Origin of the sequence: Glycomyces sp. TRM65418, assembly GCF_019710475.1 — a bacterium.
GTDB lineage: Bacteria > Actinomycetota > Actinomycetes > Mycobacteriales > Micromonosporaceae > Glycomyces.
Window position 1 is genome coordinate 422,323 of the sequence record NZ_JAJFAX010000004.1, and the last position, 13,126, is coordinate 435,448.

Sequence of the window (13,126 nt, forward strand, 5' to 3'; positions counted from 1 at the left end):
GAATGAGGACTAGAGCATCGGAGGCGCTTCTTCGGTGCCGGGCTCGGTGCCCGCGGGCACGTCGGTGCCGCGAGAGTTCTCCGCCTGAACCTCGGCGACGTCGTTCGCGTTGATACCGGTGCCGCGGGAGTCGAACTCGTTCTGCACCGTGACCACGTCGGCCGAGACTGCGCCGTCGTTCTCGATATAACTGGTCTTGATGTCCTCGCTGATCACCCGGCCCGTATTGAGGCCGTGGTAGACCCGATCGAGCTGTTCCGCGCGGGAAGGATAGAAGACCGTCCGGTACGCCTCTTGCAGTTCGAGCGCGTCGTCGAAGCCCCCGAGCTTGAGGTTGACCGCGTCGACCTCCTGCATGGCGCCCATGCTGAGGTAGTCCTGGTTCCAGTTCTCCCGGATGGTCACGACCGTGCCGCCGAGCAGCTTGTCGCGGAAGTATCCGAGATCCTGGATCGTCGAGTCCATCTTGGAGATGAACTCGTCGAAGGACTCCTCCGTCATCTCGACCCGCTGGCCCGTGCCGGAGTTCGTGACCGTGTAGAGGTTCGTGCTCTGGTCGTAGGTAGCCTGGTACGTATTAGAGTCCGTCAACGTCATCACCTCGGTGCAATGATCGGTTCTACAGGGGTATCAGTCCGGGCCGTCCAGCATGACGCGACGGGCGCGGTCGCTCGATTGTGCTGAGATCAGCATACCGAGGAACGACCACCCGAGCTGAACTGGTCGCTCTCCGTGGCACGAATGCAGGAGGAAGCCACGCCGCAGGCGCCACGTCGCGCAGCTGCGCCGGCCGCATCCTCCCGAGCCCTCACCTTACTCATGCCGCGCAACCGATCCCGCCCGAAGCGGTCATCCCCGTCCCTTCGCCCGCCGCCTGCCGAACTGGCACAAAGTGGGGATACACGCGTGGGGTCACGCCTTGTAAACTCTGAGACGCACCGCCAACCCGGTGAGTTTGCACGGACGGGTTATGGTGACTGCGGAATCGATCAAAACTCACTGGGATACCCCTGACGGCCTCGTGCCTCAGCCCCCGGTTTATCACTTGGAGGTGAAACATGCCTGGTGTTGCAATGGATCCGGAAACAGTCGCCCAAGCAGCGACTGACACGGTCAACGCCAAGCTCTCGGTCGACGGCAACCTCGACCGGCTGAAGGCCCTGTGTGACGAGCTGGCCGCATCCTGGACCGGCCAGGGCGCGACCGCGTTCGCCAACGTCATGATGCAGTGGGACGCAGAGGCCGCGAAGCTCCTCGACGCTCTGCAGGACATCGCCGACAACCTTGACACTTCTGCCGCCGCCCAGGCGGAGATGGACGCTGAGTCCAACTCCGAATTCTCGGCTTTCGACGGCGAGCTCTAAACCACTAACCCCCCTACCAAGGAAAGAGGTGAACCATGGGTGGCCGTATTGCAATGAGCTACGAGGAGCTCGAGGCCGCAACCGCCGAGATCGCGTCGCAGTCTGGTGAGATGACCAGCACGCTTGCCGATCTCCGCACGCAGCTCGACGCCCTCGACTGGGAAGGCGCCGACAAGGCGTCCTACGAAGAGGCCAAGGCCCAGTGGGACGCAGCCTTCGAGAAGATCAACGACATCCTCGAAGCCGTCGGCCGCGCTGTCGACAACGCGAAGAACCGCTACCAGGAGACCGAGGCCGCCAACGCGGCGCGCTTCCTGTAGCCTCCGCTTCGCTCGAAGACGACTGGAAACCCGGGCGGGTCCGCCAAGGCCTCCCGGGTTTCTGCGTACCCTCATCGTTCCTCGGGCTCGATCGGGGTCTTCCGCGAGCGCGCCCTCAGGGCGGCACCGGTACGCGGCAGCGCGGGACCGGTCGGTCCCGCCCTCGAACGCTCGTGCGGCTCGGCCCTCAGTCGGCCGCGGCCTTCACCGGCAGGTGGTCCGGCTCCCGCGTACCGGGCCGCCAGCCCCGCCGGCGGCCCTTCGGGATCACCTTCCGGAGGACGAGCACCAGCGCGATCAGCACGATCGAGCCGCCGACGCTCGCCCACGCCACGGTCTTCTCGAACCCGAGCGGGTCGTAGTCCGGGTCGAGCCCGGCGATCGAAGGACGGTCCTCGACGATGATCGGCTGCAGCGAGGACGGATCCTCGGTCGGCTCCGGGCTCACCGTGTCGGAGACGACCTCGCTCTCGTCGTGCGGTGCGGTCAGCGCCGCGGCCACGTTGAGCACGCCGTGGCCCTGGTAGATGTTGAAGGTGTTCGGCGGATGGATCGCCGTCTCCTGCAACCGCTTCTGGATCCAGGCCGGGGTTGCCTCGGCGCCGAACTGCCCCTTGAGGAGCGCGGCCGCCCCGGCGACGAACGGAGCGGCATAGCTCGTGCCCTGGTCGGTGCGCCAGTCGCCCGACGCGTGCGGGAAGGCCACGTTCTGGCCGGGGGCGAGCAGGTCGATGTTCGTCCCGAAGTTGGTCTGCGCGTACCAGTTCCCCACCTCGTTGTGCGCCCCCACGGCGATGACGCCGGGGTAGTTGGCGGGATAGAACGTCTGCTGGTCCGCTTCGATGTGCCGGTCGTCCATGTGCTTGTTCTCGTTGCCGGTCGCGGCCACGATGACGACGCCGTTCGCGATGGCGTGCGCGACGGCGTTCTCGAGCGCCGGGGTCGGCACCACGGCCGACGAGACGTTGATGACGTCGGCGTCGTGCGCCACCGCGTCCAAGATGGCTCCGGCGACCACCCTGCTCTTGACGTCGTCGCCGCCTTCCTTCGAGTCGCCGTTGAAGACCCGGATGGGCAGGATGTTCGCCTCGGGTGCGACCCCGATGAAGTCGCCGTCGCCGCCGACCGGGCCTCCCGCCGCGATCGCCGCCACCGCCGTGCCGTGGCCGTCGGAATCGCAGCGCCCCTTGGAGTCCGCGTCCCACCAGTCGTAGCCCTCCAGCAGGCGCGAGCCGAACACGTCGGACCGCTCCGCCGCGACACCCGAGTCGATGACGGCGATCGTCACCGGCTCCCCCTCCTCGCTGCCGGTCTCGAACACGCCGCGGTTGTACTGCTGCGCCTGGTCGAGCCCGATGAAGTTCTTCGCCCACGGCCGCTGGTTGAGCGACTCGCCGCCTTCCGTGACGGTCGCGCAGTCGACGCGGTCCGGGGTGTTCGCCATCTCGAGCTCCCACCCGTCCTGCTGCGCCTGGGCAGGGGTGGTCGCCAGCAGTACCGTTCCGGCCGTTGCCATTGCGGCAGCGGCGGAATAGAGAGGAATACGCGGGAGGAATCGCACCCGGTCAGTCTAACGCCGCAGCGCCAGGGGCCAGGTCCGCCCGCATACCGGCCGAAACACCGCAAGGGCGGGGGACCAGCAGGTGGACTCGTCCGCTTACGATAGGTACGACCACTCACCTTCATCTTGGAGACGTCGCCAATGACGATGCTGCAGGCTCAACAGCAAGCTCGCGGCACCGCGTCCGTGCAAGCCCAGCAGGACGCCGGCCCGACCCCCGGCGAGTCCGTCGTGTTCACGACCCGCTCCTCCGGCAGGCTGGGCCCGCTCACGGTCGCGCAGCTCATCATCGTCGAGATCGCCCTGCTGCTGCCGCTGGCGTGCCTGGCGTTCGGCATGATCGCGGCCGCTGTGGGCGGCGGCGTCGCGCTCATCATCCTGGTCGTCGTCTTCTGGCGCAAGGGCGACTACTGGTGGTACCAGACCTGGCCGCTCAAGTCCCGCATGAAGCGGCGCATCCGCGCCCTCGACCCCGAGCAGCTCACCGAGGTCCTCCACCGGATCGCCCCCGACCTGGGCATCACCGGCGTCGAGGACCGCGACGAGAACGTCGGCATCGGCCACGACAACGCCGGCTGGTTCTCCGTCATCGAGATCGGCACCACCGACGAGGGCACCAAGGCCGTCCCGCTCGAACGCCTGGAACGGCTCTTCGACGAGACCTCCGTCCCCGTCACCGCCGTCCAGCTCGTCGGCCACACCACGCCGGTCGGCTTGAGCGCCTACGACAACAGCCCCGCCTCCCGCTCCTACCGCGAGCTCCTCGGCGACTACCCCGCCGTGGTCCACCACAAGGCCTGGCTCTCCGTGCGTCTCGGCGCCCGCGACGCCCGCGAGGCGACCGCCGAACGCGGCGGCGAGGTCGACGGCGTCTACAAGGCGCTGGCGAGCACCTCCCAGCGGGTGAGCAAGCTCCTCGGCAACGTCGGCGTCCCGAACCGCATCCTGGACGCCGAGGGCGTCCGCGAGGCGGTCCAGCAGTCGCTCGGCGTCGCGTTCGCGCCGGTCCCCGGCGAGCGGACCGCGGAGGACTGGGACCACTGGTACGCGGACGGCCTGCGCCATGTGTCCTACCGGATCGTCAAGTGGCCCACCGACGCCGTGGCCCTGCACCGCACGGTGGACGCGCTCTCGGGCGTGCCCGCCGCGTTCGTGACGGTCTCGACCGTGGTCACCGCGGGCACCAACGGCAAGGTCAACCCGGACGGCCGCGTCACCGGCCGGCAGCTCGCGGTGGACGCGATCGTCCGCCTGGCGCTCGACCAGGCCTCGTGGGAGTCCGCTCAGAACCAGCTGCTCAACGTCGCCGACCAGCTCGGCGTCCGCCTGCAGCGCCTCGACGGCGAGCACGGCCCCGCCGCGTACGCATCCGCCCCGACCGGAGGAGGCCCTCGATGAGCGACCGCAACAACGGCACCGGCAACGTCTACGGCGGCGGCACCTACCAGGGCGGCACGTACCAGAGCGGCGCCTACCGCTCCGGCCGTCACTCCGACGACGAGGACGAGCGGCAGGGCGGTGACCGGCCGCGTCCGGTCGACGACGAGGACGCGGGCACTGTCAAGGTCGCCCGCAGCGGCAGCACGGGCTCGATCTCCCCGCAGCAGCCGCCTTCGGCCCCTTCGAGCCCGGCGACCTCCTCTCCGCAGACGCCCGCGTACGGGCAGCCCGGCCACACCGGCCCGCAGAGCCCCGCCTACGGGGCTCCCGGCGAGGCCGCGTCGGCCCGCCAGGGCCGGCCGTCCGCACCGCAGGGTCAGGCCCCCCAGCCGCCGATCAGCGCACGAGGCGGCGCGCAGCCGCCCCGGCCCGCCCAGCAGCCCGGGCAGCCGCAGCACCAGACCCCCCGGCCGCCGGAGATGCGCCCGACCGTGCCGCCGGCCGGCGGTCAGCCGCAGCCGTCCTCGCCGCCGCAACTCCAGCAGCAGCCCCCGCGACCGGCCGCCCCGCCGCCGACCTCGCCGCCCGCAGCGCAACCGCCCGCCGGCCGACCTCCGGCGGTGCGTCCTTCGGTGCAGCCCCCGGCGACCCCGCCCGTGGCGCAACCGCCCGCGCCGCAGGGGCCTCCGTCGCCGCAGTCCCAGCCGCCCTACCAGCTGCCGGGGCAGTCGCCGAGCCAACCGCCCCCGCCGTCGGTCGCGCCGGTCTCCGCCGCGCCTGTGAGCGCGCCCTCGATCTCCCCGGTCTCGGCGCAGCCGGTGTCCGGCCAGCCGGTCTCGGGACAGCCCATGTCCGGCGGCCCCGTCTCCGGGCAGCCGTACTCCGCGCAGCCCGCCTCGGCCCAGCCCTACTCGGGGATGCCGTACTCCGGCGCGGCCCCGATCACCGGCGGCCCGATCAGCTCCCTGCCGACCTCGGCGGGCCTGTTCGGCGTCTCCCAGGTCTCGGCCGGCCCCACCGAGGGCACCGTCTACGGCCTGCCGGTCACCGACCGCGCCGTCGAGACCGCCAGCGACGCGGGCAGGCCGATCGAGGCGGTCAGGCCCGCCCCGCAGATCCCGACCGCGCGGGCCCTGGAGCTCATGACCTCCGCCAGCCCGCCCTCGGGGCTCGTGATCGGCCGCGACGCCGAGCAGGTGCCGGTCGTCGCGCCGTTCTTCCGCCCCGAGGAGACGCGCATCAACCTCATCGGCGGCGTGTACCTCGCCCGCCTGCTCGTCTTCCGCGCCTTGGCGATCGGCACCCGTGTCGCGGTGTGCACCACCCGCCCGCAGGAGTGGAACGGCCTGGGCGAGACCGCGACCGGCCGGAACGACCGGCTCGCGGTCCTGCACGGCGACCAGCCGGTCACCGTCGAGGCCAGCCAGCACTCGCCCGCGCTGTACGTGTACGACGTCGGCGAGCGCGGTTCCCAGACGAAGCCGGTCCTCGGCCCCTGGCGCACCCAGCTGACGGTGCTCCCGCGCTTGACCAACTACGCCGACGACCTCACCGGCGAGGCCCACATGACGGTCCTCCAGCGGCTCACCGCCGAGGAGGCCCAGATCGCCCGCTCGGCGATCCGGGTCAACCAGGAGGTGCTGCAGTGGCTCCAGATGCTCCACGACGACATGATCGCCATGCTCCGGAAGGGCCAGAAGGAGCGGTACCTGTGGTGCGCGCCGACCTCGATCGAGGCACAGATGTTCGGCGCGCCCATGCGGACGTACTGATACGCGTCCGACGGCATGAAGCAGGGGCGGGGCCGTTCGGCCCCGCCCCTGCTCACGTCATGTGGACTAGCTCGCGTCCTGCCAGCGCTCCAGGTACGCGTTCGCCAGCTCGGTCGCCAGGTCCGTCAGCCCCTGCTCGTCCACCGCGGTGTCCGGCGCCACCGACAGGCGCACCACCACGTAGACGTTGTCGTCCTTGACGTGCAGGTGGTAGTTCGAAGTCCCCTCCGCGACCACTCGCGCGACCGCCGCCGACTCGTCGCCGACCGACGGGGCCGGGTCGACGGGGGTCCAGGCCTCGCCCATCTCGCCGATGTCGCCGGTGCCCAGCTCGAAGTTGACACTCGCCTTCGCGTCGGAGTCGAAGACCATGCCCTCGACCTCCAGCAGCGCCGCGGCCCGCTCGGGCTCGCCGTACGTCATCGAGCACGACTGCACCCAGCCGCTGCTCTTCTCCTCGGCGCCGGCGACGGACTCGGGCTCGGTCCCGTCCACGAGCGCTTCGAGCGGGGCCGCGTCCACCAGGCCGCAGGGCTCCTCGCTGCCGGCGTAGGTCAGGCCCGCGTCGGCTCCCGTCGCCGTCTCGTCGCCGGGGGGCCGGCTCATGAACCACCACACGCCGCCGCCGACGAGGGCGAGCACCACCACGCCGATGATGATCTTGGGGATGGGGCTGGATTTGCGGGCCCGGCTGCGGACCTTCTGGAAGTCCGAGCGTCGGCGCGGTTCCTTCGGCATGTAGCCGAGCTTCCCGATGGCGGCCGTCTCGGTGCCGTTGTCCCAGTCGCGCACCTGGTCGTCGGCGAACGCGGCCTCCTCGAACGGCTCGTCCTTCCGCGGCGGCACTTCCGCGCCGGCGGGGGCGCCCGACTGCGGCCGGTACTCGGGCCGGGCCGGCGGCGCGCCGCCGCCCCACTGGTCGGTGCGCGGCGTGGAGCCGGTCACGGGGCCGCTCTGCGGGCGCTGCGACGCGTAGCCGCCCGGCTGGGGCGAATACTGGGGGGACTGGTGCTGCGGAGACTGGTGGGGGCCGGGCTGCGGACCGCGGCCCGCCGAAGGGCCGCTCGCGCGCGGCGCGCCGCCGCGCGGGTCCTGCGAGGGCCTGCCGGCCTGCGGCATCGGACGCCGGCCGCCCTGCGGGCCGCCGGCCTGCGGCTGCCCTTGGTTCGGGCCGCCCTGCGGTCCACCGGGAGGATACGGGCCGTTCTGGTACTGGCCCGGTTCGCCCTGGTTCGGTCCGCCCTGCGCCCCCTGCGGACGGCCCGCTCGGGGCCGCCACTGGCCCGGACTCGACCGCGGCCCGTCCTCGGGCTGCTCGTCATATGCCGGGCCAAAGGGTGGTGTGGCGCTCACAATGCTCCTCCGCGAGTGATCCCCGGCGTGTCGGCTTGACGCCGCGGTAGTCCCCGCCAGCTTAAAGGGGCCCGCCTAATTCGCCACTCGGGGGAGCGCGTCGATGAGCCGGGCGGTGAGATCCTTCGTCAGCTGCTCGACGTCGCCGCCCTCCGGCGGCGCTCCCGAGGCGAACACGTTCGTGCTCACGGTGGCGTTCGCCTCCTGCGCGTGCAGGCGCACCTGCGTCTCCTCGCCTTCGGCGACGACCGCGGCTGCCGCCTGCTCGCCGACCCCGCCGACGTCGGCGGTCCGGTTCCCCTCGGAGGCCTCGAACTCGAGGACGCCGGCGTACGCCGCGCGAGCCTTCGCCGCGTCCTCGTAGACCTGCACGGTCACGAAGAGGGTCACGAGCCGGTAGGCCTCGTCCCCGGCGTACTCGGCCGAATAGGTGCAGTCGAACGTCCGCACCCGCTCCTCCGAGGACTCCTCCGGGCTCCGCGCCTGCTCGGCGTCGGCCCAGGGGGCGATCAGCTCGGGGTCGACCGCGAGCTCGCACAGGTCGCCGATCTTCCCCGCGTCCACGGCGGGACGCTCGTCGCCGATCCCGGAGGACCAGAAGAGCACGGTGCCGCCGCCCGCGAGGAGGACCGCGACGACGGCGAGCACCCAGCCGACGCTGGTGAGCTGGCGAAAGAGGTCGGCACCGCGATGCCGCCCCTGGTAGGTGGAGGGTTTCCCGTCCGCCTGGGGCTCTTCGGACTCGTCCGAGTCGATCACCTGGAGTGCGATGGTCGTTCGTCCTTACGGTGGCGAAGCTTGCGAGCCGCGCATGGGCTCGTGAGGCCGGTGCTGATGCGCCACGACACAGCTTATCGAGTACGGGGGACACGGGCCATGCGTGCGCCGTGCCAACCACGAGGAGTCGTGTTTTCTCACCCGTTCGTGAGGTCCGACACTGAGAGCGGGGGCACCGGCTCCCCGTCCGGCTCGGTGAATGACGCAGAGTGTGCGATACTCGACCTTGTCGTACCGCACACAGCTACGGACGGTGCGATCCGGAGATGTCCTGTCCGCGTCCCTCACGACGGCGACGGACTTGACCACTCGGCTGGGGCAGAGGTGTTTCCCAGTGCGAGTTGAGGCTTTCAGTGTGGCCCGAACGGCATGAGCGCAGCGCCGGAGCATGGCCCGCAAGCCTCTGAGGCGAAGCGAGCCGGATGCCGGCCTCCTCACGCAGGGAGGACCGCACTGCTGATGCCGCGCCCGTGCGGCAGCGGACGCAGATCGCGTCACGCGCCCGGGCGGCGGCTGGAATGGAGATTTATTCATATGCGCGAGAATGAGCCGCGCGAACAGGTTCCCGTTGTCGCGGTGACCTTCATGGCTCCTCAGAAACCCAAGAACGACGAGCCCGCGGCGGAGCCGCCGCGAAGTGAGCGCCCCCGCGCCGCTGCGGCGACCGCCGCGCCGATGTTCGCCCCGCCCCCGAAGGTCCAGCCCAAGGCTGCTGAACCCAAGGCCGAACCCGCCAAGCGCGAACCGCGTGAGGAAGAGCCCGAGCCGCGCCGCGGCCAGGCGAAGAAGACCCAGGCCAAGAAGGGCCAGAGCCAGGAGCAGCAGCCGTCGCGCAAGCGCACGCGCAACCGCTCCGAGAGCCGATCCGCCGATCGCGGCGGCGCCGACAAGGGCGCCGCGGAGAAGAGCGAGAAGAGCGCCGCCGAGAAGCCCGAGCCGAAGGCCGAAGCGCCCGAGGTCGACGATTTCGACGACGACTTCGACGACGATGACGACTCCGAGGCCGGGCGACGCCGTCGCGGCCGCCGGGGCCGCCGCGGCCGAGGCCGCGGCAAGGGCGTCGACGGCGCCATGGACGACGAGGACGACACCGACGACGAGGACGACGAGTCCGAGTCCGACGAAGAGGACGACGAGGACAACGGCTCCGACGGCCCCGAGGTCACCCGCCGCCGTCGCCGCCGCCGCAGGAGGGCCGGGTCCGAGGACTCGGACCGCTCGCGCCCCGAGGAGTCCGAGGACGACGCCGAAGTCGTCGTCAAGGTCCGCTCCCCGCAGCGCCGCGCCTCGTCCAACGAAGAAGTCCGCGGCGTCTCCGGCTCCACCCGCCTCGAGGCGAAGCGCCAGCGCCGCCGCGACGGCCGCAAGTCCGGTCGCGGTCGCGTCCAGGTCGTGAGCGAGGCCGAGTTCCTCGCCCGCCGCGAAGCCGTCGAGCGCCAGATGATCGTCCGCGTCCGCGGCGGCAAGTCGCAGGCCGCGGTGCTCGAGGACGGCATCCTCGCCGAGCACTACGTCTCCAAGTCCGGCGCCCAGGGCCTGGTCGGGAACGTCTACCTGGGCAAGGTCCAGAACGTGCTCCCGAGCATGGAGGCCGCCTTCGTCGACATCGGCCGGGGCCGCAACGCCGTGCTCTACGCCGGCGAGGTGAACTGGGACGCCACCGGCCTGGCCGGGAAGGCCCGCTCGATCGAGCAGGCCCTCAAGCCCGGCGACCCCGTGCTCGTCCAGGTCACCAAGGACCCGGTCGGCCACAAGGGCGCCCGCCTGACCAGCCACATCGCGCTCTCGGGCCGCCACCTGGTCTACGTCCCGGGCGGCAACGCCTCCGGGATCTCCCGCAAACTTCCCGACCGCGAGCGCACCCGCCTGCGCGCGGCGCTCAAGAAGCTCGTGCCCGAGGGCGCGGGCGTGATCGTCCGCACCGCGGCCGAGGGCGCCGGCCCCGAAGAGCTGGCCCGCGACATCTCCCGCCTCCAGATGGAGTGGGCGGAGATCCAGGCCAAGGCGAAGAAGGGCAACGCGCCGAGCGTGCTGCACTCGGAGCCGGACGTGCTCATCCGCGTGGTCCGCGACGTCTTCAACGAGGACTTCAAGGAGATCGTGGTCGAAGGCGACGAGGCCTACGACGAGATCCACAAGTACCTGGAGTCGGTCTCGCCCGAGCTGCTGCCGCGGCTCAAGCACCACACCGGCACGAAGGACGTCTTCGCCGAGAGGCGCGTCGACGAGCAGCTCCTCAAGGCCCTGGACCGCAAGGTCTACCTGCCTTCCGGCGGCTCGCTCGTGATCGACCGCACCGAGGCGATGACCGTGATCGACGTCAACACCGGTCGTTTCACCGGTGAGGGCGGCAACCTCGAAGAGACCGTCACCAGGAACAACCTGGAGGCGGCCGAGGAGATCGTGCGCCAGCTGCGACTGCGCGACATCGGCGGCATCATCGTCATCGACTTCATCGACATGGTGCTCGAATCGAACCGCGACCTGGTGCTGCGCCGCCTGACCGAATGCCTGGGCCGGGACCGGACCAAGCACCAGGTCACCGAGGTCACCTCGCTGGGCCTGGTCCAGATGACCCGCAAGCGCGTCGGCCAGGGCCTCATCGAGGCCTTCTCCGAGCCGTGCGACCACTGCAAGGGCCGGGGCGTCCTCGTGCACACCGACGAGATCCTCGGCAACGGCCGCAAGAAGGGCAACGGCAATGGCAACGGCGGGGGCGGTAACGCCAACGGCGGCCAGAACCAGAATCAGAGCCAGCAGAACCAGAACGGCGGCGGCAAGAAGAAGCGTGACAAGGGCAAGTCCGGCCAGCAGCAACAGCAGCAGGGCCAGCAGAAGAAGCAGGACAAGTCCGACCAGCACGTGAAGTCCGCCGCGGCCGAGACCGCGAAGATCGCCGCCGCGCTCGATCACGACGAGCACGAGGACGTCGAGATCGTCGACGAGACGACCTCCGAGCCGACGAGCTCGACCGAGCCGGCCGAAGCCGCCTACGTGGTCGAGACCGAGCCGACGGAACCCGCGGCCGCGACCGAGGACGCCATTCCGGCGGACGCCGATGAAGCCCCGGCCGAGGAAGCGGAGGAGCCCGAGCCCCGCAAGTCGACCCAGGCCCCGGCCGAAGGCGAGGACGACGAACCCGAGGCTCCCGAGCCCCGCAAGTCGACCCAGGCTCCGGCCGAAGGCGAAGACCCCGAGTGAAGGACGGGCCGAGGCCGCGAACTGTGACGTCCGCGGCCTCGGCCCGATCCCGATGCCCGAACCAGCGGGTACATGACGTACCCTAGTGAGCGGCCTACAGAGCCCTCAGCTTTTGACCCTGCGCGAGCGGGGTACGAACGCGGAGCTCGATCAGCGGGCCAGCCGGGACACCGTTTCACGGAGTCTTGGTACGGTGCGTGACACCGCGATCAATTGACAGATACGCCGTTCCCCTGCGGGGAACTCATTTCCCCGCACCGGGGAGGACCCAAGGAGACCGCGTCGACATGTACGCAATCGTCAAGACTGGCGGAAAGCAGTACAAGGTCGCCGAGGGCGACGTCCTCGAAGTCGAGAAGCTTCAGGGCGCGCCCGGCGACACGCTTACGCTGCCTGCGGTGTTGCTCGTCGACGAAGGCACTGTGGTCACCGACGCTTCCGGCGTCACGGTGAGCGGTGAACTTCTCGAGCACACCAAGGGCCCGAAGATCAAGATCCACAAGTACAAGAACAAGACCGGCTACCACAAGCGCCAGGGTCACCGCCAGCCGCTGACCCGCGTCAAGGTCACCGGCATCACCAAGTAAGGGGTTGGACAGATGGCACACAAAAAGGGCGCATCCAGCTCCCGCAACGGGCGTGACTCCAACTCCAAGCGACTTGGCGTCAAGCGCTTCGGCGGTCAGCACGTGAGCGCGGGCGAGATCCTCATCCGTCAGCGCGGCACCAAGTACCACCCGGGCGACCTGGTCGGCCGTGGCGGCGACGACACGCTGTTCGCGCTCGCCGAAGGAGAGGTCCTCTTCTCCTCCAAGCGCGGTCGCAAGCTGGTCAACATCGTCCCCACCTCCACCGAGGTGGCGGCGTAAGGCCGGAGCGGCAACGCTCGAAAGCATGAAAAGGGCCGCGCCCGTCGAAAGACGGGCGCGGCCCTTTCGCGTACCCGCATCCCGTCGTCTCTTCCCGCCGCGGTCCGGCTGAGCGCCGCTCACGGATGGACACCGTTCGTTCACTGCGAGGACGACGAGATGTCGTACCCCTCTTATAGGTTCGAATCGGGGAGCCCCACAGCCGTGCGCCGAGACCGCGCCGGCTGGGGAGCCGATGGCGCCGTGGCGATATCGCCGCAGCTCACCGCCATCGCGGCCGGAAAGGGGACCCCCCAGTTGTATGCCCCCGGAAGGGCGTGTAATGTTGTCTCTGCCCGCGGGGGAACGGAACAGCCGAGAAGGACTGGTCCGGAAGCCGCCGGAGACCAGCGACAGACTCATTGGAGTTATGGCGCGGTCCGGAAGCTGAATCGCGGGTATCTCTGAGACTCACTAGAGGCTCGATCGTATGTGACACAGGTTAATCAGCCTGAAGTTTGCAGACCGATCCGAGACTGTTAGAGTTGAG

At 70.2% G+C, this 13,126-nt stretch carries 11 protein-coding genes; 7 read left to right on the plus strand and 4 right to left on the minus strand.

Annotated features, from left to right (window positions below):
• Window positions 1-9 precede the first annotated feature (9 nt).
• The gene (locus K3N28_RS12255) at window positions 10-591 is read right to left on the minus strand and encodes a hypothetical protein (RefSeq protein WP_228092812.1); all 582 of its coding nucleotides are present in this window, start codon (window positions 589-591) and stop codon (window positions 10-12) included.
• 482 nt (window positions 592-1,073) lie between these two features.
• Here K3N28_RS12255 and K3N28_RS12260 point away from each other — a divergent pair, with 482 nt between their 5' ends.
• Both K3N28_RS12260 and K3N28_RS12265 read left to right on the plus strand, forming a co-directional pair.
• Window positions 1,074-1,364 carry a WXG100 family type VII secretion target gene (locus K3N28_RS12260; protein WP_228092813.1) on the plus strand — a complete coding sequence of 97 codons (291 nt, stop codon included), beginning with the start codon at window positions 1,074-1,076 and terminating at the stop codon, window positions 1,362-1,364.
• A gap of 53 nt (window positions 1,365-1,417) precedes the next feature.
• Window positions 1,418-1,684, plus strand: coding sequence for a WXG100 family type VII secretion target (locus K3N28_RS12265; protein WP_228092814.1), 267 nt, complete (start codon window positions 1,418-1,420; stop codon window positions 1,682-1,684).
• Between the two features lie 187 nt (window positions 1,685-1,871).
• Here K3N28_RS12265 and K3N28_RS12270 read toward each other — a convergent pair whose 3' ends face one another.
• Window positions 1,872-3,200, minus strand: coding sequence for a S8 family serine peptidase (locus K3N28_RS12270; RefSeq protein ID WP_228092815.1), 1,329 nt, complete (start codon window positions 3,198-3,200; stop codon window positions 1,872-1,874).
• A gap of 186 nt (window positions 3,201-3,386) precedes the next feature.
• Here K3N28_RS12270 and eccE point away from each other — a divergent pair, with 186 nt between their 5' ends.
• Window positions 3,387-4,643: a type VII secretion protein EccE gene (gene eccE / locus K3N28_RS12275; protein WP_228092816.1), complete on the plus strand. Its 1,257-nt coding sequence runs from the start codon at window positions 3,387-3,389 to the stop codon at window positions 4,641-4,643.
• Window positions 4,640-6,397: a hypothetical protein gene (locus K3N28_RS12280; RefSeq protein ID WP_228092817.1), complete on the plus strand. Its 1,758-nt coding sequence runs from the start codon at window positions 4,640-4,642 to the stop codon at window positions 6,395-6,397. The genes eccE and K3N28_RS12280 overlap by 4 nt, the downstream gene beginning before the upstream one ends.
• Before the next feature lie 66 nt (window positions 6,398-6,463).
• Here the strand turns inward: K3N28_RS12280 and K3N28_RS12285 are convergent, their stop codons facing one another.
• Both K3N28_RS12285 and K3N28_RS12290 read right to left on the minus strand, forming a co-directional pair.
• Window positions 6,464-7,342, minus strand: a complete 879-nt coding sequence (locus tag K3N28_RS12285; RefSeq protein ID WP_228092818.1) for a hypothetical protein — start codon at window positions 7,340-7,342, stop codon at window positions 6,464-6,466.
• Window positions 7,343-7,825: 483 nt separating this feature from the next.
• Entirely contained in the window at window positions 7,826-8,509 is a 684-nt protein-coding gene (locus tag K3N28_RS12290) for a hypothetical protein (RefSeq protein WP_228092819.1), read from the minus strand.
• A 603-nt stretch (window positions 8,510-9,112) separates the two neighbouring features.
• Between K3N28_RS12290 and K3N28_RS12295 the strand changes: the two genes are divergently transcribed.
• The 3 genes from K3N28_RS12295 (at window position 9,113) to rpmA (ending at window position 12,597) form a co-directional block, all read left to right on the plus strand.
• Window positions 9,113-11,728: an Rne/Rng family ribonuclease gene (locus K3N28_RS12295; protein WP_228092820.1), complete on the plus strand. Its 2,616-nt coding sequence runs from the start codon at window positions 9,113-9,115 to the stop codon at window positions 11,726-11,728.
• A 287-nt stretch (window positions 11,729-12,015) separates the two neighbouring features.
• A complete protein-coding gene (gene rplU / locus K3N28_RS12300) occupies window positions 12,016-12,315 on the plus strand; it encodes a 50S ribosomal protein L21 (RefSeq protein WP_208496630.1) in 300 nt (99 codons plus the stop codon).
• 12 nt (window positions 12,316-12,327) lie between these two features.
• Entirely contained in the window at window positions 12,328-12,597 is a 270-nt protein-coding gene (gene rpmA, locus K3N28_RS12305; RefSeq protein WP_228092821.1) for a 50S ribosomal protein L27, read from the plus strand.
• Window positions 12,598-13,126 lie beyond the last annotated feature (529 nt).

Excerpts from the sequence above, each read along its gene's own strand:
- K3N28_RS12260 (WP_228092813.1), top strand. The coding sequence starts at position 1,074 with ATGGATCCGGAAACAGTCGCCCAAGCAGCGACTGACACGGTCAACGCC.
- K3N28_RS12265 (WP_228092814.1), top strand. The coding sequence starts at position 1,418 with ATGAGCTACGAGGAGCTCGAGGCCGCAACCGCCGAGATCGCGTCGCAG.
- K3N28_RS12270 (WP_228092815.1), bottom strand. The coding sequence starts at position 3,200 with ATGGCAACGGCCGGAACGGTACTGCTGGCGACCACCCCTGCCCAGGCG.
- eccE (WP_228092816.1), top strand. The coding sequence starts at position 3,387 with ATGACGATGCTGCAGGCTCAACAGCAAGCTCGCGGCACCGCGTCCGTG.
- K3N28_RS12280 (WP_228092817.1), top strand. The coding sequence starts at position 4,640 with ATGAGCGACCGCAACAACGGCACCGGCAACGTCTACGGCGGCGGCACC.
- K3N28_RS12295 (WP_228092820.1), top strand. The coding sequence starts at position 9,113 with ATGGCTCCTCAGAAACCCAAGAACGACGAGCCCGCGGCGGAGCCGCCG.
- rplU (WP_208496630.1), top strand. The coding sequence starts at position 12,016 with ATGTACGCAATCGTCAAGACTGGCGGAAAGCAGTACAAGGTCGCCGAG.
- rpmA (WP_228092821.1), top strand. The coding sequence starts at position 12,328 with ATGGCACACAAAAAGGGCGCATCCAGCTCCCGCAACGGGCGTGACTCC.